Annotated in this window: 24 protein-coding genes; 11 read left to right on the top strand and 13 right to left on the bottom strand. The window is 72.9% G+C overall.

The features are described from left to right. Window positions 1–27 precede the first annotated feature (27 nt). On the bottom strand, window positions 28–1,068 hold the full coding sequence (locus BUE43_RS14485) for a GlxA family transcriptional regulator (RefSeq protein ID WP_073483290.1): 1,041 nt from the start codon (window positions 1,066–1,068) through the stop codon (window positions 28–30). Window positions 1,069–1,121: 53 nt separating this feature from the next. Here BUE43_RS14485 and BUE43_RS14490 point away from each other — a divergent pair, with 53 nt between their 5' ends. Beyond that, window positions 1,122–1,517 carry a cupin domain-containing protein gene (locus BUE43_RS14490; protein WP_073483292.1) on the top strand — a complete coding sequence of 132 codons (396 nt, stop codon included), beginning with the start codon at window positions 1,122–1,124 and terminating at the stop codon, window positions 1,515–1,517. Window positions 1,518–1,590: 73 nt separating this feature from the next. Here the strand turns inward: BUE43_RS14490 and BUE43_RS14495 are convergent, their stop codons facing one another. Both BUE43_RS14495 and BUE43_RS14500 read right to left on the bottom strand, forming a co-directional pair. Continuing rightward, complete coding sequence (locus BUE43_RS14495) at window positions 1,591–1,905, bottom strand: hypothetical protein (RefSeq protein WP_073483294.1); 315 nt, start codon at window positions 1,903–1,905, stop codon at window positions 1,591–1,593. 63 nt (window positions 1,906–1,968) lie between these two features. After that, entirely contained in the window at window positions 1,969–2,574 is a 606-nt protein-coding gene (locus BUE43_RS14500; RefSeq protein WP_073483296.1) for a hypothetical protein, read from the bottom strand. Window positions 2,575–2,805: 231 nt separating this feature from the next. Between BUE43_RS14500 and BUE43_RS14505 the strand changes: the two genes are divergently transcribed. The 3 genes from BUE43_RS14505 to BUE43_RS14515 all read left to right on the top strand — a co-directional run bounded on the left by BUE43_RS14505 (window position 2,806) and on the right by BUE43_RS14515 (window position 4,992). After that, on the top strand, window positions 2,806–3,489 hold the full coding sequence (locus tag BUE43_RS14505) for a DUF998 domain-containing protein (RefSeq protein WP_073483297.1): 684 nt from the start codon (window positions 2,806–2,808) through the stop codon (window positions 3,487–3,489). 73 nt (window positions 3,490–3,562) lie between these two features. After that, a complete protein-coding gene (locus BUE43_RS14510) occupies window positions 3,563–3,934 on the top strand; it encodes a DUF1801 domain-containing protein (protein ID WP_073483299.1) in 372 nt (123 codons plus the stop codon). 458 nt (window positions 3,935–4,392) lie between these two features. Further along, complete coding sequence (locus tag BUE43_RS14515; protein ID WP_327083448.1) at window positions 4,393–4,992, top strand: GNAT family N-acetyltransferase; 600 nt, start codon at window positions 4,393–4,395, stop codon at window positions 4,990–4,992. 769 nt (window positions 4,993–5,761) lie between these two features. On the opposite strand, the gene BUE43_RS14520 is transcribed toward BUE43_RS14515, so the two are convergent. The 4 genes from BUE43_RS14520 to BUE43_RS14530 all read right to left on the bottom strand — a co-directional run bounded on the left by BUE43_RS14520 (window position 5,762) and on the right by BUE43_RS14530 (window position 8,544). Beyond that, entirely contained in the window at window positions 5,762–6,238 is a 477-nt protein-coding gene (locus BUE43_RS14520; protein WP_073483302.1) for an SRPBCC domain-containing protein, read from the bottom strand. Then, the gene (locus tag BUE43_RS14525) at window positions 6,235–6,570 is read right to left on the bottom strand and encodes an ArsR/SmtB family transcription factor (protein WP_073483304.1); all 336 of its coding nucleotides are present in this window, start codon (window positions 6,568–6,570) and stop codon (window positions 6,235–6,237) included. The genes BUE43_RS14520 and BUE43_RS14525 overlap by 4 nt, the downstream gene beginning before the upstream one ends. A gap of 174 nt (window positions 6,571–6,744) precedes the next feature. Continuing rightward, window positions 6,745–6,897: a hypothetical protein gene (locus tag BUE43_RS34200; protein WP_159447736.1), complete on the bottom strand. Its 153-nt coding sequence runs from the start codon at window positions 6,895–6,897 to the stop codon at window positions 6,745–6,747. Window positions 6,898–7,047: 150 nt separating this feature from the next. Then, window positions 7,048–8,544 (bottom strand): alpha/beta hydrolase, encoded by a 1,497-nt coding sequence (locus tag BUE43_RS14530; RefSeq protein WP_073483306.1) that lies wholly within the window; start codon window positions 8,542–8,544, stop codon window positions 7,048–7,050. A gap of 254 nt (window positions 8,545–8,798) precedes the next feature. Here BUE43_RS14530 and BUE43_RS14535 point away from each other — a divergent pair, with 254 nt between their 5' ends. Beyond that, window positions 8,799–9,950: a serine hydrolase domain-containing protein gene (locus BUE43_RS14535; protein WP_073483308.1), complete on the top strand. Its 1,152-nt coding sequence runs from the start codon at window positions 8,799–8,801 to the stop codon at window positions 9,948–9,950. 85 nt (window positions 9,951–10,035) lie between these two features. On the opposite strand, the gene BUE43_RS14540 is transcribed toward BUE43_RS14535, so the two are convergent. Further along, the gene (locus tag BUE43_RS14540) at window positions 10,036–10,824 is read right to left on the bottom strand and encodes an alpha/beta fold hydrolase (protein ID WP_073483310.1); all 789 of its coding nucleotides are present in this window, start codon (window positions 10,822–10,824) and stop codon (window positions 10,036–10,038) included. Window positions 10,825–10,921: 97 nt separating this feature from the next. After that, complete coding sequence (locus tag BUE43_RS14545; protein ID WP_073483312.1) at window positions 10,922–11,410, bottom strand: MarR family winged helix-turn-helix transcriptional regulator; 489 nt, start codon at window positions 11,408–11,410, stop codon at window positions 10,922–10,924. Between the two features lie 123 nt (window positions 11,411–11,533). On the opposite strand from BUE43_RS14545, the gene BUE43_RS14550 reads away from it, so the two are divergent. Both BUE43_RS14550 and BUE43_RS14555 read left to right on the top strand, forming a co-directional pair. Next, the gene (locus tag BUE43_RS14550; RefSeq protein ID WP_073483314.1) at window positions 11,534–11,827 is read left to right on the top strand and encodes a DUF1330 domain-containing protein; all 294 of its coding nucleotides are present in this window, start codon (window positions 11,534–11,536) and stop codon (window positions 11,825–11,827) included. Between the two features lie 271 nt (window positions 11,828–12,098). Next, the gene (locus BUE43_RS14555) at window positions 12,099–12,605 is read left to right on the top strand and encodes an RICIN domain-containing protein (RefSeq protein ID WP_073483317.1); all 507 of its coding nucleotides are present in this window, start codon (window positions 12,099–12,101) and stop codon (window positions 12,603–12,605) included. A 146-nt stretch (window positions 12,606–12,751) separates the two neighbouring features. Here the strand turns inward: BUE43_RS14555 and BUE43_RS14560 are convergent, their stop codons facing one another. Continuing rightward, on the bottom strand, window positions 12,752–13,567 hold the full coding sequence (locus BUE43_RS14560) for an NAD(P)-binding domain-containing protein (RefSeq protein ID WP_073483319.1): 816 nt from the start codon (window positions 13,565–13,567) through the stop codon (window positions 12,752–12,754). Window positions 13,568–13,899: 332 nt separating this feature from the next. On the opposite strand from BUE43_RS14560, the gene BUE43_RS14565 reads away from it, so the two are divergent. Both BUE43_RS14565 and BUE43_RS14570 read left to right on the top strand, forming a co-directional pair. Next, complete coding sequence (locus BUE43_RS14565; RefSeq protein WP_073483321.1) at window positions 13,900–14,250, top strand: ArsR/SmtB family transcription factor; 351 nt, start codon at window positions 13,900–13,902, stop codon at window positions 14,248–14,250. Continuing rightward, window positions 14,234–14,722 carry an SRPBCC family protein gene (locus tag BUE43_RS14570; RefSeq protein WP_073483323.1) on the top strand — a complete coding sequence of 163 codons (489 nt, stop codon included), beginning with the start codon at window positions 14,234–14,236 and terminating at the stop codon, window positions 14,720–14,722. The genes BUE43_RS14565 and BUE43_RS14570 overlap by 17 nt, the downstream gene beginning before the upstream one ends. An 85-nt stretch (window positions 14,723–14,807) precedes the next feature. On the opposite strand, the gene BUE43_RS14575 is transcribed toward BUE43_RS14570, so the two are convergent. Further along, window positions 14,808–16,040 (bottom strand): site-specific integrase, encoded by a 1,233-nt coding sequence (locus BUE43_RS14575; protein WP_073483325.1) that lies wholly within the window; start codon window positions 16,038–16,040, stop codon window positions 14,808–14,810. 170 nt (window positions 16,041–16,210) lie between these two features. Between BUE43_RS14575 and BUE43_RS14580 the strand changes: the two genes are divergently transcribed. After that, the gene (locus tag BUE43_RS14580; RefSeq protein WP_073483327.1) at window positions 16,211–16,855 is read left to right on the top strand and encodes a CatB-related O-acetyltransferase; all 645 of its coding nucleotides are present in this window, start codon (window positions 16,211–16,213) and stop codon (window positions 16,853–16,855) included. Between the two features lie 144 nt (window positions 16,856–16,999). Here the strand turns inward: BUE43_RS14580 and BUE43_RS14585 are convergent, their stop codons facing one another. After that, window positions 17,000–17,971, bottom strand: coding sequence for a helix-turn-helix transcriptional regulator (locus BUE43_RS14585; RefSeq protein WP_073483329.1), 972 nt, complete (start codon window positions 17,969–17,971; stop codon window positions 17,000–17,002). 138 nt (window positions 17,972–18,109) lie between these two features. On the opposite strand from BUE43_RS14585, the gene BUE43_RS14590 reads away from it, so the two are divergent. Beyond that, window positions 18,110–18,505 (top strand): RidA family protein, encoded by a 396-nt coding sequence (locus tag BUE43_RS14590; RefSeq protein ID WP_073483331.1) that lies wholly within the window; start codon window positions 18,110–18,112, stop codon window positions 18,503–18,505. 139 nt (window positions 18,506–18,644) lie between these two features. On the opposite strand, the gene BUE43_RS14595 is transcribed toward BUE43_RS14590, so the two are convergent. Further along, complete coding sequence (locus BUE43_RS14595; RefSeq protein WP_200797511.1) at window positions 18,645–19,709, bottom strand: DUF2399 domain-containing protein; 1,065 nt, start codon at window positions 19,707–19,709, stop codon at window positions 18,645–18,647. Between the last annotated feature and the right edge of the window lie 142 nt (window positions 19,710–19,851).

Consider the following 19,851-nt stretch of genomic DNA (forward strand, 5'->3'; position numbering starts at 1 on the left):
CACTGCGGGGAAGACGGCCTCGCGAGGCTACTGGGGCGCGGGAAGGCCGGCATGGGATTTCGCGGCGGCCGCGGGTCGTTGTTGCTGGGTGCCGGGGCCGAAGCGGCGGCGGTAGGCCGAGGGGGTGAGCCCGGTTTCTCGTCGCATCACGGCGCGGAGGTTGGCCGCGGTGCCCAGGCCGCTGCGGCGGGCGACGACGTCGAGGCGGGACTCGCCGCGTTCGATGAGGCGGCGGGCCAGGGTGAGGCGTTCTCCGGTGAGCCAGGCCAGGGGTGTGGTGCCGAGTTGGGCCTGGAAGCGGCGGTGCAGGGTGGCGGGGCTGACCGCGGCGCGGGTGGCGAGGTCGGCGACGGTGAGGGGCGCGTCGAGGTGTTCCTGGGCCCAGGCGAGGACGGGGGCGAGGGACTCGTCGGGGATGTGGGGCACGGGGCGTTCGACGAACTGGCGTTGGCCGCCGTCGCGGTGGGCGGCGAAGACGAGGCGTCGGCTGACCGCGTTGGCGATCTCGGCGCCGTGGTCGCGGCGGACGATGTGCAGGCCGAGGTCGAGGGCGGCGGCGCTGCCGGCGGCGGTGAGGATGTCGCCGTCGTCGACGAACAGGACGTCGGGTTCGAGGTGGACGGTGGGGAAGCGGGCGCGGAACTCGTCGGCCCACTGCCAGTGGGCGGTGGCGCGGCGGCCGTGCAGGACGCCGGCCTCGGCGAGGGTGAAGGCGCCGCTGCAGAAGCCGACGAGGCGGGCGCCGCGGGCGTGGGCGCGGCGGATGGTGTCGAGGACGGCGGGGCGGCGGGGGACCTCGACGTCGGGTCGGTTGGGGACGATGAGGGTGTCGGCGGTGTCGGCGGCGGTGAGGGGGGCGACGCCGGTGAGGGTGAAGAAGCCGTCGCGCATGAGGGTGCGGGGTTCGGGGGAGCAGAGCCGGAAGTCGTAGAGGTCGCGGCCGATCTCGGGGCGGCGCAGGCCGAAGACCTCGGTGGCGCAGCCGAGTTCGAAGGGGTTGGAGTTCTCGTCGACGAGGACGACGACCCGGTGCGGCCCGGGCGCGGGGTGCGAGGATTCTTGCGTCATGTGCGATTCCTAGCACTCGCGGTGGGGTGCGTGCGCGGGGAACGATCGGGGTCATGAGCAACGAACCGATCGCCCTGAGCAGGGCTTTGGCGTCGTTCGACGCGCTGTGGAGCCCGCGGGTGGTCACGCGGGTCAACGACTACGACGTGCGGGTGGCCAAGGTGGCGGGCGAGCACGTCTGGCACGCCCATGACAACACCGACGAGTTCTTCCTGGTGGTGGAGGGCGAGCTGTTCATCTCGCTGCGGGAGTCCGGTGTGGAGCGGACGGTGCGGCTGGAGCGGGGTTCGGTCTTCACGGTGCCGCGCGGTGTGGAGCACCGGCCGTTCGCGCCGTCGGGGGCGCAGATCCTGATGTTCGAGCGCAGTGGGACGTTGTCGGTGGGGGATCGGCACGAGGAGGTCCCGGACCACGTCGACGTGACGACGGGGCACGCGCTGTCGCTGTGATCCGCCGCGCTCGTGGGGGGCCAGGCCGGGTGTGTCCGGTCTGGCCCCCACGCACGTCCGGCCTGGTCAGGCGTCAGGCGCGGGGTCGCAGCTGGCGGAGGGTGTAGCCGGCGCCGGTGGGGTCCAGGGTGGTGGTGGCCTGTTTGAAGAGGTACTCGGCGCGTTCGTAGGACAGGCGGCGCCGGCCGGTCTCCGGGCACAGGTCGGTCTCGGCGGGCCGGCGGGCGGGTGCGGGTCGGCGGTCGGACAGGAACAGCGGTCCCCGGGTGCGGCCGGCGATCAGGTGGGGCAGGAGCTGGGCGGTCGCGGTGCGCCACCGGATCGAGGTCTGGCCCAGGCGGGCGTGCCGGCCGGCCAGGTCCAGGTGTTCGACGTTGAGGGACAGCACGCGAGCAGAAGGCCCGACGCGCATCGTCGACGTCTCTTATGAGTCGACGTCTCTTGTGGCTGGTCATTCCGGCGGGCCGTCCAGTTCGGCCCGGCGGCGCCGCAGTTCGGCGATGGTCTCGTCGAGCGTGTCGCGGTGCTGCTCGATCCCCGCGATCATCTTGTCGATCAGGGTGCGCTTGCCCTCGACGGTCGTCGCGTCAACCTCGGTGTGCACGCGGTTGGTGACGAGCTGGACGAGTTCCTCCGCGCTGTCGGTGAGGCGCGCGATCGGCGATCGGCGGCGCTGCGCCTCCTGCTCGGGGTCGCGTTCGTTCCACACCGCGTCACTCATCGTGTTCGTGAGGGCTTCGTCGGTGGCGCGGAAGTTCAGGATCACCCGCTCCATCGCCTCGCGCACCGCGGCCCGGCTGTCCGGCCCGGACGGCCGCTCCCGCCAGTTCCGCTCCCCGCCGCGCCGCTTGTAGTGCTGCTGCATGGCCTGCTTGGAGCGGTCGCCGTAGACCGAGCCCAGACGTTCCCACGTCCAGCCGTTGTCGATGATCGACTCGATGAGGGTGAGCTCGGCGTGGTTCACGGTCTCGTGCGCCCTGGCCATCATGCGCAGGGCGGCGACTGACTGGACGATCGCGGGCGGCTCTCCCGCGGTGGCGGGGTCGACGTACTTCATGGCGTCAACGTATGCGTTGACAATAGATCTTGTCAACGCACACGTTGACGCCTGGAGGAACGATCTACCGCAACGCCCTCCGGCGCACGCCGAGAACCGGCGACAGCCCAGTGCCATCACGGTCCGACGTCAGACGACCCACGTCAGGGCGCGGCGGCGTTCCCTGTCACATCGGTGGAGCGACGTGTGAGCGAGCCCCACCGAGAACACCCTGCGAGGAAGGACCCGACCATGACCGCCGTCGCGACGCCCGCCACCGCCACCACTACCGCCACCATCGCCGTCTCCGGTTCGGCCGGCACCCGCGCCCTGCTGGCCGCCGGGGCGGTGTCCGCGCCCCTGTGGTCGGTGGTCTCCCTGGCCCAGGCCGCCACCCGTGCGGGCTTCGACCTGACCCGGCACCCGCTCAGCGCGTTGAGCACCGGTTCGCCGGGCTGGCTGCAGATCGCCAACTTCGTGGTCGCCGGCGCGCTGACCGTGGCGGGGTCGGTGGGTCTGCGCCGGGTCATGCGGGGCGCGGCGGGCGGCCGGTGGGCGCCGAGGCTGGTCCTGGTCAACGGTCTGGGCATGATCGCGGCGGGGCTGATGGTCATGGACCCGGCCGACGGTTTCCCGCTGGGCACGCCCGCCGGCGCGCCGGGGGAGCTGACCTGGCACAGCTACGGCCACATGGCCGCCGGTTCGATCGCCTTCACCGCCCTGATCGCCGCCTGCCTCGTGCTGGGCCGCCACTTCGCCCGCGACGGGCGTCGGGGTCGGGCCGCGGCCTCCCGGGTGGCCGGCACCGCGCTGCTGCTGGGCAACGGCTGGGCGATGAGCGGCGCCGCCGGCGGCTCGCTGACCCTGGCCGGCGGGGCGATCACCGCGATGCTGTGGGTCTCGGTGGTCGCCGCCGGGTTCCGCCACGCCCTGTGACCTCGTGACCTTCCCACCCGCCTGACCCGCCCCCACCGACCATCCACCTCACGCTCCCGAAGGATTGAGTGACATGACCACGTCCACCGCCGTGCAGGACTACTTCGCCGCCCGCCCCGCGACCCAGCGTCAGATCGCCGACGAGCTCGTGCCGCTCATCGAGGCGGTGCTGCCCGGGGCCGGCGCGGTCTGGCACGGGCACCCGGTGTGGAGCCTGGGCGTGGCCCCCGGCAAGTCCCCGGTCTGCTACGTCAAGGCGCACGCCCAGCACGTGACCTTCGGGGTGTGGCGGGGACAGGAGATCACCGACCCCTCCGGCCGGCTCGAACCCAACGCGCGGACGATGACCAGCGTGAAGCTGCGCGCGGCGGCCGACATCGACGCCGAGCTGTTCGGGTCCTGGCTGCGCCAGGCGCGGGAGCTGGAGCAGCCCCACCGCGACTGAGACCTCGGACGCGCGTGCCGTCGGCGCCGGGTGGACAGCGGGACGTCCACCCGGCGCCGACGTGCTTGCGCGGCCAACCCCACCCGGCGCGGCGGCGTCGGGGAAACAGGTTCCGGGGGCGGCGGCGCGCCGTGGTCGGGGGGTGCTAGCGTGGCGTCAGCGGAGATCATCGAGATCGGCCGCCGGACTCTGGTAGGGGATGAGTTGATGTCTGCCATCGTCGCCGCCTTCCGCGGCACGCGAAGCGTCCTCACCCTCCGGGTCCCGGCCTGACCTGAACCCCTTCGCCCGCCCCTACCTTGGGGTGGGCCGTGTCGGGGAGGCCGCTGTCGGGGCCCCTGTCGTCAAGGGACTCTGCGTTGTCTCCACCTTCCCGGTGGCAGGAGCACGCTCCACCGCTGTCCGAGCGGAACGCCACCCTCCCTCCGGCGCACCCCGGGTCGTCCCCGGTTGGCGCCGTGTCACGACACGAGAACACCCCCAGGGGCGCGCACGGCGCCGCCCCGCGCACCTGCCTGACCTCCGCACCCCAGAACGGAACCGCGATGACCACCTGGACCACCCGCCCGGAGACCCCGGCCGACATCCCCGCGATCCGCGCGATCGTCACCGCCGCCTTCCCCACCCCGCTGGAGGCCGACCTGGTCGACGCGCTGCGCGCCGACCCGCTGGCCTGGATCCCCGAGCTGTCGGTGGTGGCCCAGGCCCCGGACGGCACGCTGGCCGGGCACGCCCTGCTCACCCGCTGCCACGTCGACGGCCACCCCGCGCTCGCGCTCGCGCCGTGCGCGGTCCTGCCCGCCCACCAGCGGTCGGGGGCCGGCTCGGCCGCGATCCGCGCCGCGCTGACGGCCGCCCGCGAGCGGGGTGAGGGCCTGGTGCTGGTGCTGGGCCACCCCGAGTACTACCCGAGGTTCGGGTTCGTCCCGGCCTCCCGGTACGGCATCCGGGCGCCCTTCGAGGTGCCGGACGAGGCGATGATGGCGCTGCCGCTGGAGGAGTCCCGCCCGGTGCCCTCGGGCGTGATCCGCTACGCCGCGGCGTTCGACGGCGTCTGATCACCACGTGGTGCGGCGGTGGGGTGTTCCCCCCGCCGCACCACGGCGCTCGCGCCACCACCGGTGGGCGGCAGGACGTCCCTGTATGTCCACTGTGGACAGTGCTCGGTGAACCCTGGACCTCGACGGTGACACGGAACCGCTGCCCGCGAAGAGTTCGGATGGTGACCGCGACATCGACCCCGCGCCCTTGTTGCCGGTGGACTTCTTCCAGCCGGACCCGGTAGCCCTCGTCGCGGAACCATTCGGCCAGGACCCGCTTGGCCCGGTGGGTGGGACCTTCCGGTTCGCTCCAGCAGTCCGAGCCGGGCTGATGCGCGAAGCGGGCGACTTCGACCCAGCCCCACGCGGCCGAGTTCACGGGCCGGTGATGTTCGGATCGGTGGAGGGTCCGTGGATGGTCAGCACGACCTGCTCTTTGCTGATCTCCGCGCATAAGTCGGTGCTCGCGCCGTGTCGGCCGGAGAACAGGTGGCGGGTGCGGTCGCTTCCCGGGCAGGTGGGCGATGATGGTGGCCCGGCATCCGGCGCAGCAGTCGAAGGCCAGGCCAGGGGTGTTGGTGTTTTTCCACGCGGACAACCGGTCGAGGCTCTGCTGGAGAATCGCGGCGTCGTGGTCGGCCAGCGCCCGGCACACCGAGGCGACCGAAGGGTACTGACCGGCGTTGTCAGTTTCCGAAGTCGACCTCGCGGCACCGACCACCCCATCGACCGGGTGCCGGTCTTCGGCTGACCCCGTCGAGGGTGACGGAGGCCGTGACGGCGATCCTCACCGTCCGACCTCACGTTGGACCAGTCGGGCGAGCTGGTCGGTGGTGGTGCGCCAGCCCTGGGTGAAGCCCAGCTCGGTGTGCCGGGCGCGGGCGGCGGGGTCGGCGTGGCGCACGACGATCCGGTAGTCGGTGCCGTCGGGGTGGTCGCGCAGCACGACCTCGGCGGTCATCGGGACCGGCGCGGGGTTCGCGGGGCGCCATCCGCTGTCGATCGCGTTGGTGAACACGATCCGCTCGTACTCGTCCACCACGAGGAAGCACGCGTCCAGGTGCGGGGTGAACGCGTCGCCGTCGTCGCTGATCAGCGTGACGAACGCGCCGCCGGGGCGGACGTCGAGGCGCTGGACGCGGCACCGGGTCGGGGCGGGCACCCACCACTGCTCCAGGTGCGTCGGATCGGTCCACGCGTCCCAGACCTGCTTGCGGGGCGCGCGGATGACCCGGTCGATGCCGAGGTCGAGTTCGGGGTTCACTGCTTCTCCTTCGGGGTGGTGACGTGCCGCTCCAGGCGGTCGGTGCGGTCGGTCCAGACGCGGCGCTGCTCGGCGAGCCAGTCCTCGACGAGCGCGAAGCGCTCCCGGTTGAGCTCGCAGACGCGCACCCGGCCGGACTTCGCCGTGCGGATCAGGCCGTTGGACTCCAGCACCCGCACGTGCTTCATGAAGGACGGCAACGTCATGGGGGCGTCCCCGGCCAGGTCGCCGATGCTCGCCGGCCCGCGTCCGAGCCGCCGGACCACCGCGCGCCTGGTCGGGTCGGCGAGCGCCGTGAACACGCCGTCGAGCTCATCCGAATACTGAGCCATGAGGCTAAGTATTAGCCTGGCGCGACACTGAGCGCAAGGGCTCAGTGTCGCCGCCAGGACCCGCGGTCACCCTGATCGGCTGCACCACTCCCACGTCGGAATCACCACGGGGCGCGGTGTCGGGGCGACGACGCGAGGCGCGCGGGCACAGGGGGCGCCGTCGTCCTCAGCGGATCACACGCAGGCGAACGGAAGACTCAGGTCGCACACGAGCGGCAGGTCGCTCTGCGCCCGCGCCGAGGGCTCGGGCAGCCGCACCTCGACGATCCGCGCCGCGAGATCCTCGATGAGCTGGTCCAGATCCGACAGCTCCATGATCGTGTTCACGGGTCTTCCTTCCTGACGAGGGCGGCCGCTCGGGGGGCCGGCTCCGCCGTGCCGATCCCCGGAGAGGTCCTGGCGGACCTGGCCGTCCCACTGTCGCCCAGCGGCGGGGGCCGCGCTGGATGACCACACCGGACGGGCCGCCGGCCCGGGTCAGGCGGGTTGCTCCACCGCCGGGCAGTGGGTGTCGGGCGCGGGGGAGAGCCGGTCGACCAGGTAGCGGTCGATCGCCCCGGTCATGCACGGGCTGGCCGGCAGGTAGACCTCGTGGCGGGCGCCGTCGTAGGTGAGCAGGGTCGAGCCCGGGAGCTGCTCGGCCACCGACCGGGCCCACGGGTGCGGGGTGGCGACGTCGTGCCGGGCGTTGGCCACCAGGACCGGCGCGAGGTGCGGGACGCGCAGGCGGTGCGGCGGGTTGGTCGTCGCGTCGGGCCAGCCCGCGCACCGCGTGATCCACTCCCAGCTCCACCGGTTGACCCGGGTGTGCGGGGCGGCGCGGACGCTCAGCTCCCAGTACTGGTCCAGGCGGGCGGGGTCGGCGGCGTCGAACCGCCAGTCGGCGCACAGCAGGGGCGTGGGGCGGTGTTCGACGTCCGGGATGTCGGTGGGGGTGGTCTGCCGGTCGGGCTGGTGCGGCTGGGCCGAGGTCGCGGGGTCGGCCGCAGACGCGGTGTCGGGCGCGACGCGCAGGTCGGCCAGGCTGGCACCCAGGTCGTGCCACCGCAGTTCGCCGGAGCGCAGGGCGCCGTCGACGGAGGCCGACAGCGCGTCGGGGCTGACCGGCTGGTCGCGGCTGTCCCGGAGCCGGCCCCGCGCGGCCGCGTGCCACAGCTCGCCCAGGTGGCGTTGCGGGTCGCGGTCGCTCAAGTCGCAGGTCTGCGCGGTGCGGCACCAGCGGGCGAACGCGGCGAAGGCGTCCTCCAGACCCCACGCCGAGCTGGTCACGTACGCGCGCGGGTCGAGGCTGTGGTCCACGACGCTGTCCAGGACCATCGCGCGGATGCGGGAGGGGAACAGCTCGGCGTAGGTCTGGCCGACCAGCGTGCCGTAGGAGATGCCGTAGTAGTTCAGCCGGGCCTCGCCCAGCGCCGCGCGCACGTGGTCCATGTCGCGGGCCAGGTCGGCGGAGCTGACGTGGTCGTAGAGCGCGCCGCTGAAGTGCCGGCAGCTGCGCGCCAGCGCCTGGTTCACCGCGACCCGGTGCTGGTGGTCGGTGGCGCCGGGCAGCAGGGGGAGGTTGTCGCGCTGGATGCGCAGGCCCTGGTCGCACCGCAGGTGGGTGTCGCGGGTGTCGATGCCGACGATGTCGAAGCGTTCCCGCAGTGTCGAGGTGAACGGCAGCTCGTCGCGGACCCAGCCCACCCCGGAGTCGCCGGGGCCGCCCGGGTTGACGATCAGCACGCCCCGGCGGCGGGCGGGGTCGGTGGCGGGGCGTCGCCCCAGGGCCAGGGTGAGGGTTTCGCCGTCGGGATGTCGCCAGTCGACGGGCACCGCGATGCTCGCGCACTGCATGCCGGTGGTCTCGGGGCAGTCCTGCCACCGCGGTTCCGCCGGTGGTGGGGTCTGGGCGTGGGCCGGTGGGGCCACCAGCGCCGAGAACGCGATCACGGCTGCTCCCAGCACGCGCAGGCAGGTGTGGCGACGACGCATCGGCCCTGTCCTCTCGGCGTCCACGAAGTCCACGAACCGTGGCGGGGGACAGGGTGTTCGCCCCACCGCCCCGGGGCGGGTCGACACGCGTGGCGAGGGCGGGGGACCACCCGATCTCACGACCTCCCCCGAGGGGGCCGGACCGGGCCCGCACCGCCTCGGCGCGGCGATAACCCGACGCCGGGAGATGACAGGGACTGGTACAACTGTCTTCATGATCAAATCGGGACGGGTGACCAGGGGGGACGGGCGGGATGACCGAGATCCAGGGTGAGATCGCGCGGGGTTTCGAGCCGGTGCGGGACGCCTTCGCGGAGAACTTCGCGCGGGAACAGGAGATCGGCGCGGCGGTGACGGTGTACCAGCACGGCCGGCCCGTGGTCGACCTGTGGGCGGGCCAGGCCGACGCCGACACCGGCCGGGCCTGGACGAGCGACACGCTCCAGTTCGTCTTCTCCGCCACCAAGGGCGTCACGGCGATCTGCGCCCTGGTGCTGGCCCAGCGCGGGGCGTTGGACCTGGACGCCCCGGTGGCGGACTACTGGCCGGAGTTCGCGGCCGAGGGCAAGGGGCGGATTCCGGTGCGGTGGCTGCTCACCCACCAGGCCGGCCTGCCGGTGCTCGACGAGCGGGTTCCCCTGGCCGAGGCCCTGCGCTGGGACCCGGTGGTCGAGGCGCTGGCCGCGCAACGCCCGGTGTGGGAGCCGGGCACGGCGCACGGCTACCACGCCCTGACCTACGGCTGGCTGGTGGGCGAGGTCGTCCGCCGGATCACCGGGCGGAGCCTGGGCTCCTTCCTCCGGGAGGAGATCGCCGCGCCGCTGGACCTGGACTTCTGGATCGGCCTGCCAGCCGCCGAACACCACCGGGTCAGCCGCGCGATCTCCTGGGAAATGGAGGATCTGAAGGCATCGGTCGACGCCCCGGAGGTCATGTTCGACCCCACCTCGCTGGCGATGCGGACGCACCACGTCACCGAGCCCCAGTTCGACCACCGGGACCCGCGCGTGTGGGCGGCGGAGATGCCCTCGGTCAACGGGCTGGGCACCGCCCACTCCCTGGCCCGCCTCTACGCCGCGCTCGTCAGCGAGGTCGACGGCGTGCGCGTCCTGGACGAGCGCACCGTCGCCGAGGCCAGCACGGTGCACACCAGCGGCGTGGAGCGGATCCACGGGTTCGACATCCGCTACGGGCTGGGGTTCCTGTTGCCTCCGGAGAACGGACAGCCCAGCCCGCTGGTGGGTCCCCGGTCCTTCGGCCACCCCGGCTACGGCGGCTCGCTCGGCTTCGCCGACCCCGAGCACGGCCTCGGTTTCGGTTTCGTCGCCAACCACCTGGGTGCGCCGCAGTTGGTCGACCCCCGCTCGCTGCGCCTGGCGCGAGCTGTCTACGCCTGCCTGTCCTGACCCGGCTGGACCGCTCCCCGCCTCAGCGTCCCCCCCCCGCGGGGAGCGGTCCAGCCAGCATCCCCCCTGGCGGTGGGGAGGTGGGTCAGGGGCGGAGGAACTCCCGCAGCACCGACACCATCACCTCCGGCGTGGGGCCGTGGCCCTGCCCCGCCAGGGTTTGGCGGCGCGCGGTGGGCAGCGCGGCGGCCACCGCGTCCGCGGCCTCCGCCATGCCCGGGAACGACTGGTCGCCCGAGCACACCACCGCCGGCACGGTGACCGCGGCCCAGCGGGCCCGCCAGTCCGGGTCGACGTTGATCTCGTGGACGGCGGCGAGGTCGTAGACCAGGGTGGGCGCCACCGCGACCATCGCGGGCCAGACGGGCGACTGCGCCATCCCCTCGACGGCCTCCCGCGGAATCCCGATCACGGTGGTCAGGTTGTAGCGCATCGCCTCGTCGTGCTGACCGCGGGCGAGCAGCGACCGCAGCGCGGCCAGGTGCTCGGTGTGGTCGGCGCCGGCGAAGAACGGCGGCTCGTACAGCGCCAGCCCGGTCACCCCGATCCCGGCGGTCGCGGCGGCCAACGCGATGGCGGCGCCGGAGGAGCTGGAGTACAGGGTCGCCGCGCCGCCCACCGCTTTGATCAGCGCCGCGAGGTCATCGACCTCCCGCTCCAGCGACCACGGGGCGGTGTCGTCGGAGCGGCCCCGGCCCCGCCGGTCGTAGACGACGGTGGTGAACCCCTCCGCCGCGAGCTGGTGGGCCGCCTTGCTGGTGTCCTCGTCCAGGGCGCGGTACTGCGTGGCGCCGCCGACGAAGACGACGGCGGGGCCCTGCCCGTCGCGGTCGTAGTCGATGGTCGTGCCGTCGGCCGAGGTCACAGTGCTCATGCCGTAGGGATACACCGCCCCTCTGACATTCCCGACCGACCGGTGGCGCCCGGCGGCAGGGGCTCACCGTGAGGGGGCAGCCCGGCAGCCCGCCGGGTCAGCCTTCGAGGGAGCGCAGCAACTTGCGCAGGAGCGCGGCGAGTTGCCGCTGCTCGTCGGGGGTCAGTCCGTCGATCAGGTCGCGTTCGTTGGCGATGTGGCCCTCGATCAGCCCGTCCGCCAGTTGGCGCCCCTCCTCGGTGAGGGCGGTGCGCACCGTCCGCCGGCTCGCCGGGTCGGTGGCGCGGGTGACCAGGCCCTTGGCGACGAGGCGGTCGATCCGGTTGGTCAACGCGCCGGGAGAGACCATGGCCGCGCCGGCCAGGTCGCCCATCCGCAGCGGGCCCTCGCCCTCGGCGCGCAGCAGCGTCGACAGGACGTCGTACTCCCAGGTCTCCAGGCCGTGCTCGTCGAAGTACCCCTTGAGCCCCTGCTCCAGCAGGCGGGCGGCGCGGAAGATCCGCAGCACCACCCCGACCGGGGTGGTGTCCAGGTCGGGCCGGACCCGCGCCCACTGCTCGGTGATCTCGTCGACGGCGTCGCCCATGCCAGCACCCTAGCAACCTTTCGACGTCGAAGTGTTTGACAGCGCGGAGAGCGCGGAACTAGGGTCGCCGTCGACACGAAGTTTCGATGTCGAAGTGTTCGAAGTTGAAATGAGGAGTAGCGCATGCACTACGTGGTCATCGTCCGCACCGACGACACCCCCGACAGCGATCTGGGGCACTACCTCGCCCACGTCGGCGCGACCCTGGAGCCGTTCGAGGGGCAGCTGCTGGCCTTCGCCCGGCCGGAGCGCCTGGAGGGCACGGTGGACTACACCAAGACGGCCGTGCTGTCGTTCCCGACCGAGGAGCAGGCGCGCGGCTGGTACGCCTCCCCGGCCTACCAGGACCTGGTCGCCTGGCGCATCGCCACCATGGGCCACCCGGTGGAGTTCAACCTGGTGCCCGGCCTGAACTGAGCCAGGCCCGACCGTGTCGGGCGGCGGACCCGGCCGCCCGACACGGTCACCCCGATCGTCTCGTGGACCCGGGAAACCCCCGTGACCAGCCCCGTCCCCGCGGTGCGCGGGCACCTCCCACCAACGGAGCCGTCCGGGCGGTCAGCGCCATCCCCAAAACGCGGGGGTGGCCCGCGGACGTCGCGCTGCCCGACCCTTCATCCCGGACCGCGTCTGGTGGAGGAGAAACCGCGGAGAAGTCGCGGAAGGCGCGGCCAGGAGGGGGAATCCCATGAACAAGTCACGTGCGGTGGCCCTGTTGGCGGCCCTGGGCCTGGTGCTCGGCGGTGGGGCCGTCACCTCGTCGGCGGTGGCGGAGGTCGCGCCGGCCCACTCCGCCCAGCCCGCCAGCCCGCTGCCGATGCCGTTGATCCGGTCCCAGCTCAACGACAGGTGTCTGGAGATCTACGCCGGCCACCAGGAGGACGGGGCCAGCGTGGTCATGTGGGACTGCCACGGCGGCCCCAGCGAGCAGTGGTACTGGGACGGCGAGCAGATCCGCACCCGCCTCAACGGCAAGTGCCTGGAGATCTACGCGTTCCACCAGGGCAACGGGGCCCCGGTCAGCACGTGGCGCTGCGACGGTGGCAACAACCAGAGGTGGTACCGCGAGGGCGACCAGATCCGCAGCCGCATGAACGGCAAGTGCCTGGACATCATCGACAACCGGCCGGGCAACGGTGAGCTGGTCTGGATGTGGGACTGCAACGGCGGGAAGAACCAGCAGTGGAACTTCTGACGTCAGGGCGTCGGGCCACCCCCGCGCGGGTGGCCCGACAGCCTCGATGGTCGTTGGACGCGATCATCCGTCGCCCGAACCGCGCTCACCGGTGCTGGTCGGCCACTACGACGGCTCGTCCACTGTGGACAGACGGGTGAGGTGGGCTACCCGCGCAGACGGGCCAGCAGCCGGTCCAGGGCGCGGCGCGCCGCCTCGGGTGTGCCCTCGCGGCGCAGGTCGGCCATGAACTGCTCGTTGAGCCCGCCCGGAGTCATGTGCTTGGCGGTCATCGTCGCCAGGGAGTCGGTCCGCCGCGTCAGGGACTGGCCCAACTGTCCGAAGATGTGCGTGACGTAGGCGGCCGCGACCTCGGAGTCCACGCCCTGGTCGGCCAGCCAGCTCACGATGGTGGCGAGGTAGTCCAGGTGCGCGGCGAAGGTGCCGGTCGCCGCGCTGAACGCCTCCAGGGTCGCTTCCTCGCCGGGTACGAGGATCCCGCCCACCCGCTCGAACAGTCCACGGGCGACGGTGTCGTCCGGGTACAGCACAGTCAGGCTCTGGCGCCGCGCCGCCTGCGGCAGCGGGATGGACCGGACGACGCGACCGGCCGGCGCGGTCCAGTCGCGCAGCCGCTCCAACGGGACACCGGCCACGGCGCTGATCACCACGTGGTGCGGGCGGAACGTCAGCTCCTCCACGACCTCGTGCGCGATCTGCGGGCGTACCGCGAGCACGATCGACGTCGCGTTGTCGAGCACGTCCTGGTTGCTCGGGCACACCCGCACGTTCGGGAAGCGGTCGGCCAACGCGCGTCCGACCTCGCGGCCGCGGGGCGACAGGAAGACGGCGGGAGGGTCGGCGACCCCCGCGCTGAGGCCCTCCACGATGGCGGCGGTGATCTCGCCCGTGCCCACGAACCCGTAGCCGGCGGGGGAGGGGTCTGGTGTCTGCTGCTCGCCGGGCTCGGAGGACGGCGTCACCTGTGGCAAGGGCTCCCCTTTCTGATCGCGCCCGTACCGGCCGGGCCGGAGGGGCGGTGTCGACACATCCCGCCGATGCGCCCGGACCCGGGCACGGTTGCGCGCACAAGGACCCTAGTCCTCCGGGCGTGCGCCCGGAACCGGTTTCCTGGCCTGGTCACTGAGCCCTCCCGTGACCACCGCCGAGTCCAGTGTGTCCACTGAGGACGGTTCTCGGAGCGCTCCGGACGCGCCGCCGGACGGCGCCGGTCGCGCGAATCCGGGGGTTGACAGCGGCCCGTCCGAGGTGTGCACTTAACCGCAAGGTTAGATAACCGAGTGGTTAGGTAGCGATGGCAACGGACCCCCTGAGCGTCATCTTCGCCGCGCTGGCCGACCCCACGCGCCGGGCGATCCTGGCCCGGCTCGCCGAGGGGCCGGCCACGGTCAAGGAGCTCTCGGCGCCGTTCGCGATGAGCGGTCCGGCCATCTCCAAGCACCTGCGCGTGCTGGAGCGGGCCGGGCTGATCACGCGGGGCAGGGACGCGCAGTGGCGGCCCTGCCACCTGTCGGCGGCGCCGCTGAAGGAGGTCGCCGACTGGGCCGAGCACTACCGCCGCTTCTGGGACGCCAGCTACGCCCGCCTGGACAGCTACCTGCAGCAGATGAAGGACGAGGAGAGCGACGATGGCCACGACCGATGAGCTCGGCACCACCACCTTCACCACGCCCTCGGACCGGGAGATCGTCATGACCCGGGTCTTCGCCGCGCCGCGCCGACTGGTGTTCGACGCCTACACCAACCCCCGCCACGTGCCGAACTGGCTGCTGGGGCCGGACGGGTGGACGATGCCGGTCTGCGAGATCGACCTGCGCCCCGGCGGGGCCTGGCGCTACGTCTGGCGGCGGGAGGACGGCTCGGAGATGGAGATGACCGGGCAGTACCGGGAGGTCGCGCCGCCGGAGCGGCTGGTCAACACCGAGTCCTGGGGCGAGGGCTGGCCGGAGACGGTCAACACGGTCACCTTCACCGAGACCGGGGGGCGCACCACGATGACGACCATCGTGCTCTTCCCGACGCCGGAGGCGCGGGACGCCGCGCTGCGGACGGGGATGAAGGACGGCGCGTCGCGCAGCTTCGACCTCCTGAGCGACTACCTGCCCACCATCGCCTGAGCACTGTCCACTGTGGACAGCCCGGTCGCCGCGCCCCGGTGCCGGCTCCGGTGGCGGCGCACCGGGAACGCCAGGCCCGGCGTTCTCACAGGCCGAGTTTGGTGACGGCGTTGTCGTCCAACGGGTTGGCCACCCGGATGTAGCGGTGGACGGTGCGCGGGTTGCTCCACCGGCCCTGCCGCATGATCTCGCGGTCGCTGGCCCCGCCCAGCGCGGCCTGGGTGGCGAACCCGGCGCGCAGCGAGTGCCCGCCGAACAGGTCGGGGTCCAGGCCGGCGCGCTGGGCGTAGCGCTTGACCAGCTCAGCCACCGCCGGACCCGACATCGCCCGCGCGCCGACCCCGCCGTGCCGGTTGATCACCGGGAACAGCGGGCGGGCCTGGCCGTCGGCCAACCAGGTGCCCTCGAAGCCGTGGCAGCGGTGCACCGACCGCTCCGCGCCCGCCCCCTGCGCGACGTGCTCGCGCAGTCCGGGGCCACCGCGCTCGGTGTGGATCTCCAGCAGCTCCACCCACGCGGCGAACGCGCAGACCGGGCAGGTGTGCGGGCGCGCGCCCCGCGGCAGCACCACCCGCTGCTGCCGCACGCCGCTGGGATCGGTCTTGGTCACGGCCAGATCCACCAGCAGCACCGGCTCGTTCGTGCTCGGGTCGACGTGCACGACGACGTCGTCGAGGGTCAGGCCGGCGACCTCGCTGCGCCGCAACGCCCCGGCGAAGCCCACCAACAACAGCAGGGCGTCGCGGCGGCGCGCGGGTTCCCCGGGCCAGCCCGCCTCGGGCCGCTGCGCCAGCAACTCCTCCAGCGTGTGCAGCAGGACCGGCCGCTTGCGGTGCGGGCGGCTCCTGCGGGTGCGGCGGATGCCGCGCAGGGTCAGGCGCACGACGTCGGCGCGGGTGGGGGAGGGCAGGCCGTTGGCCGCGTGCACCGCGGCGAGCGCGGCGGCCTTGCGTTCCAGGGTCGCCGGGCTGAACGCCCACCGGGTGGGCCCGGTCTCGCCGGCGCGGGCGGGCCGGCGCTCCTCGGCGGCGGCGGCGAGGTACACGGCCACGTCGAGCGGGTCGGCGGGCAGCGCCTGGCGGCCCTCGGCCGCGCACCACGCCGACCACGCGATCCAGTCCGACCGGTAGGCCCGCAGCGTGTTGGGGGACTGGGATGCCCGCAGGTAGCGGGTCAGGGCGGCGGCCTGGTCGTCGTCGAACCGGGCGCGCACGGCCGCGAGGTGCTCGGTGTCGACCAGCACGCTGCCGGTGCGGCGTTCGAGCGCGGCCCGCACCGGCTCGGGCAGCGCCCGCGGCGTCGACGGCGAAACCCCCACGTTGCCCTCCCCGGCGCTGCCCGACTGTCGACCTCGCGGCCCCCAGCCTGTCATCTCGTGATCATCCTCGCGCGCGGGCCCCGCGCGCGCTCAAACCGGCTGGCGTCCCGGCCGCCACCCTGACCTAGGATCACGCGCCGATCCACCACGCGGAAGGACGACGACCTGCGATGCCGCTTCTCCCCGACCCCACGGTGCTGCACCCCATGCCGGAACAGCCCCGCGTGGTGCTGCTCAAACCGCTGATCACCTCGCCGCTGATCGAGGTCGGGGAGTTCTCCTACTACGACGACCCCGACGACCCGACCGCCTTCCAGACCCGCAACGTGCTCTACCACTACGGGCCGGACCGGCTGGTCATCGGGAAGTTCTGCGCGCTGGCCACCGGCGTGCGGTTCATCATGAACGGCGCCAACCACCGCATGGACGGCCCCTCGACCTTCCCGTTCCCCATCATGGGCGGCTCCTGGTCGGAGCACTTCGACCTGATCGCCGGGCTGCCCGCGCGGGGCGACACCGTGGTCGGCCACGACGTCTGGCTCGGCTACGGGGTCACGGTGATGCCGGGAGTCCGCATCGGACACGGCGCGATCGTCGCCTCCGGCTCCGTGGTCGTCGACGACGTCCCCGACTACGGGATCGTCGGCGGCAACCCCGCCCGCCTGATCCGCCGCCGCTACGACGAGGACGACATCGCGCGCCTGCTGGAGCTGGCCTGGTGGGACTGGCCGCTGCCGCACATCACCGAGCACGTCCGCACGATCATGTCCGGCAGCGTCGACGACCTCGCGGCGGTGGCTCCCCGCACCCCCTGACACCCGCACCTGACACCCGCACCTGACACCCGCACCTGACACCTGACACCGGGCGCCGCCGTGTCGTCGACGCGGCGGCGCCAGGGTGTCCACAGTGGACACGGCTGGGCGGAACTCCTTGGCCCGTGGCCGAATCCCGCCCACCTACCCTCCGTAGGAGGCGGCGATCGCGGCGGCGCGGTCGCGCAGGGTGACGCGCAACCACCGCGGGGTCAGGGCGTGCGCGTCCGTGGCGAGCTGCCACAGCGCCCACTCGGCGTGGCGCGAGTCCTGGAAGGTCACCTCCAGCCGCAGCCAGCCGTCCGCGTCGACTTCCTCGGCGTGGACGGCCAGCGCGGTGCCCACCAGGTCCTCGCGCCGCGCCGGGTTCACCCGTGCCAGCACGGTGACCTGCTGGTCGCCGCCGGTCCGGAACCGCGTGCCGCGTTCCTGCCAGGCCCGGCCCAGATCGACCCGCTCCGGTCGCTGCGCGGGTTCGGCGAGCTCCTCGGCGGCCAGGACGCGGGAGAGCCGGTAGGTGCGGTCCGCACCGGACCTCGTGGCCAACAGGTAGCCGTGGCCGCCGGCGGTGACCAGGCCGATCGGATCGACCGTCCGCCACTGCGGGGTCTGGTCCGTCGCCGCGTAGCGGATGCGCAGCTTGTGCCCGGCGAGCACCGCGCGCCGGACCTCGGTCATGACGGCCTCGGGCACCTCCTCGGCGACCTGCCGGCGCGACAACAGGTCGGTCTCCGGGTCGACGAGCAGTCGACGGGCCGCGCCGGCCGCGGTGGCCCGAGAGCTCTCGGGCAGCGCGTCCACCACCTTGCGCATGGCCGAGGCGAGCGCCGCGCCGAGGCCGAACGCCTGCGCGCCGCGCCGTGATCCGGCCACCAACAGCGCCAGCGCCTCGTCGTGGTTCAGCCCGGTGAGTTCGGTCTGGAAACCGGGCAGCAACGCGAAACCGCCGTGCCGGCCGCGTTCGGCGTACACGGGGACACCGGCCGCCGACAACGCCTCGATGTCGCGCAGAACGGTGCGGGTGGACACCTCCAGCTCGCGGGCCAGCGCGGTCGCGGACAGCCGACCGTGCTGGCGCAGCAGCAGCACCAGCGACACCAACCGGTCAGCGCGCATGGCGAAAACCCTAGCCGGAATACACGACACAGGATGTCGCGTATTGGCTGCAAGGCTTCCCACCGGGACGTCAACGACGCGGCTGCCGAGCCGACGGACGCCCGTACTCTCGATCAAGCGAATGGAGCCGAAGTGGCAGTGGAGCGCACGGCCGTCAACCCGGTGACGTGGTCGGTGGGGGTGGGGTTCAACCAGGGTGAGATCGTCTCCGGGCACACCCGGACCCTGTACTGCTCCGGGCAGGCCGCGACGGGCGACGACGGCACGCCCCGGCACGAGGGGGACATGGCGGCACAGCTGGCGCTGAGCCTGGACAACCTGGAGGCCGTTCTCGCCAAGGCCGACATGTCGCTGGCCAACCTCGTCCGGCTCACCGTCTACACCACCGACGTCGATCTGCTCTTCCAGCACTACGGCGTGCTGGCGTCGAGGTTGGGTGCCGCCCGGGTGGCGCCGCCCACCACGATGCTCGGGGTGACGCGGCTGGCGATCCCCGCCCTGATGGTCGAGCTTGAGGCGACCGCCGTCGCGTGACGCGACCGCGCCGCCTCCGGCAGCCCTGCCGGAGGCGGCGCGAGGGCGCTCAGGTCCAACTCCCACGTGACCAGTGACCGCTGCTGCCACACCGCGAACGCGTGACGGAGGCGTTCGCGAGCGCAGGACATCGCGGTGCTCAGGCGAGAGCGCGGCCTGCAGGCGGTTGGGGATCACTGCCTTGCGGTTGATCGGATCCGAAGAGGGCCTCCAGCGCGGCGTCGTGTTCCTGGTATACGACGCGCCCGGAGGAGGCGATGGCGTCTCGCAGGTCGGGGTCGACCCACTCGGCAGGGTCTCCGAACGCCACGGCAGACGGCGCCGCTCCCGCACGGCGGACGACATCGGGCGACATCGCGATCAGGGTGGCCCCGTAGGTCGCGGCGACTTGGCTGGCGATGCGCAGACCAGGGCCGTCCAGGTCGCCGGCATAGCGGAGGTCGACGCCGTGGTCGACGGCGAGCTGCAGCAGGGCGTGGTCGACGCTGCCGAGGTGACCGCTGGTGCACGCGAGGGCGATCGGGCTTTGGCGGCGCATCGCGGCTTCCAGGACTGAGGGGTTCTCTACGACGGTGAGCACCTGAGAGGCTAGCGCGGGTGGGTGAACGGTCAGGTCCAGCAGCGTGACCGGCACCGGTGTGGTCGCGTCCCGCAGGCGGCGGTCGACCGGCCCGTCGCCTGCCACCTGGACCTGGTGCAGCAGGACCGTGGCCGACAGCCGGTCCGCGAGGATGCCCACTCTGGTCAGCATCGCGCGGATCAGGTCGGGGCGTGTCGGTTCGGGCGTGCTGGTCCACTCAGCGACCGCGCTCACCAGTCGCGCGCCGGCAAGACGGTCGAGGTCGAAGTAGTGCGGGTCGCCGGCGTGGTCGTGGGACAGCTTCGCGAGGCTGGCCGGTGGATCGAACGGCAGCCTGGACATCACTTTCACAAGGCTGTCGACGAGACCTAGCACGGACTCCTCGTTGTCCGTCCCGGCCGCGCGCATTCGCGCGACCAGAGTGGGCAGGGCGGGCAGCTTCGCCTCGACGTCGGCCCACAGGTCGCGCCGTTGGGCGAGGGCTTCCCTTCGTTGGGCCGCCACGTCGACCACGGGCCGGCCCACAGCCAGTTCCACCAAGGGGATGAGCTCGTCGGCTGGTACCCCGAGGACGTCCAGCACCTGACGAATGGGCACCACTGTGACCGCGCCGCGGCTCTCCACCGCCGAACGGTCGCGCCGACGGCGTGCGGTGGTGTCCAACCACGACCTGAGCACGGCGATCCCGTTGGGGGACAAGCCCTCGACCCGAATCGCCGCGATGGTCGTCGGTTGGGCGCCCGAGCACAACCTTCGGTGCACGGCC

Source organism: Streptoalloteichus hindustanus, assembly GCF_900129375.1.
Taxonomy (GTDB): domain Bacteria; phylum Actinomycetota; class Actinomycetes; order Mycobacteriales; family Pseudonocardiaceae; genus Streptoalloteichus; species Streptoalloteichus hindustanus.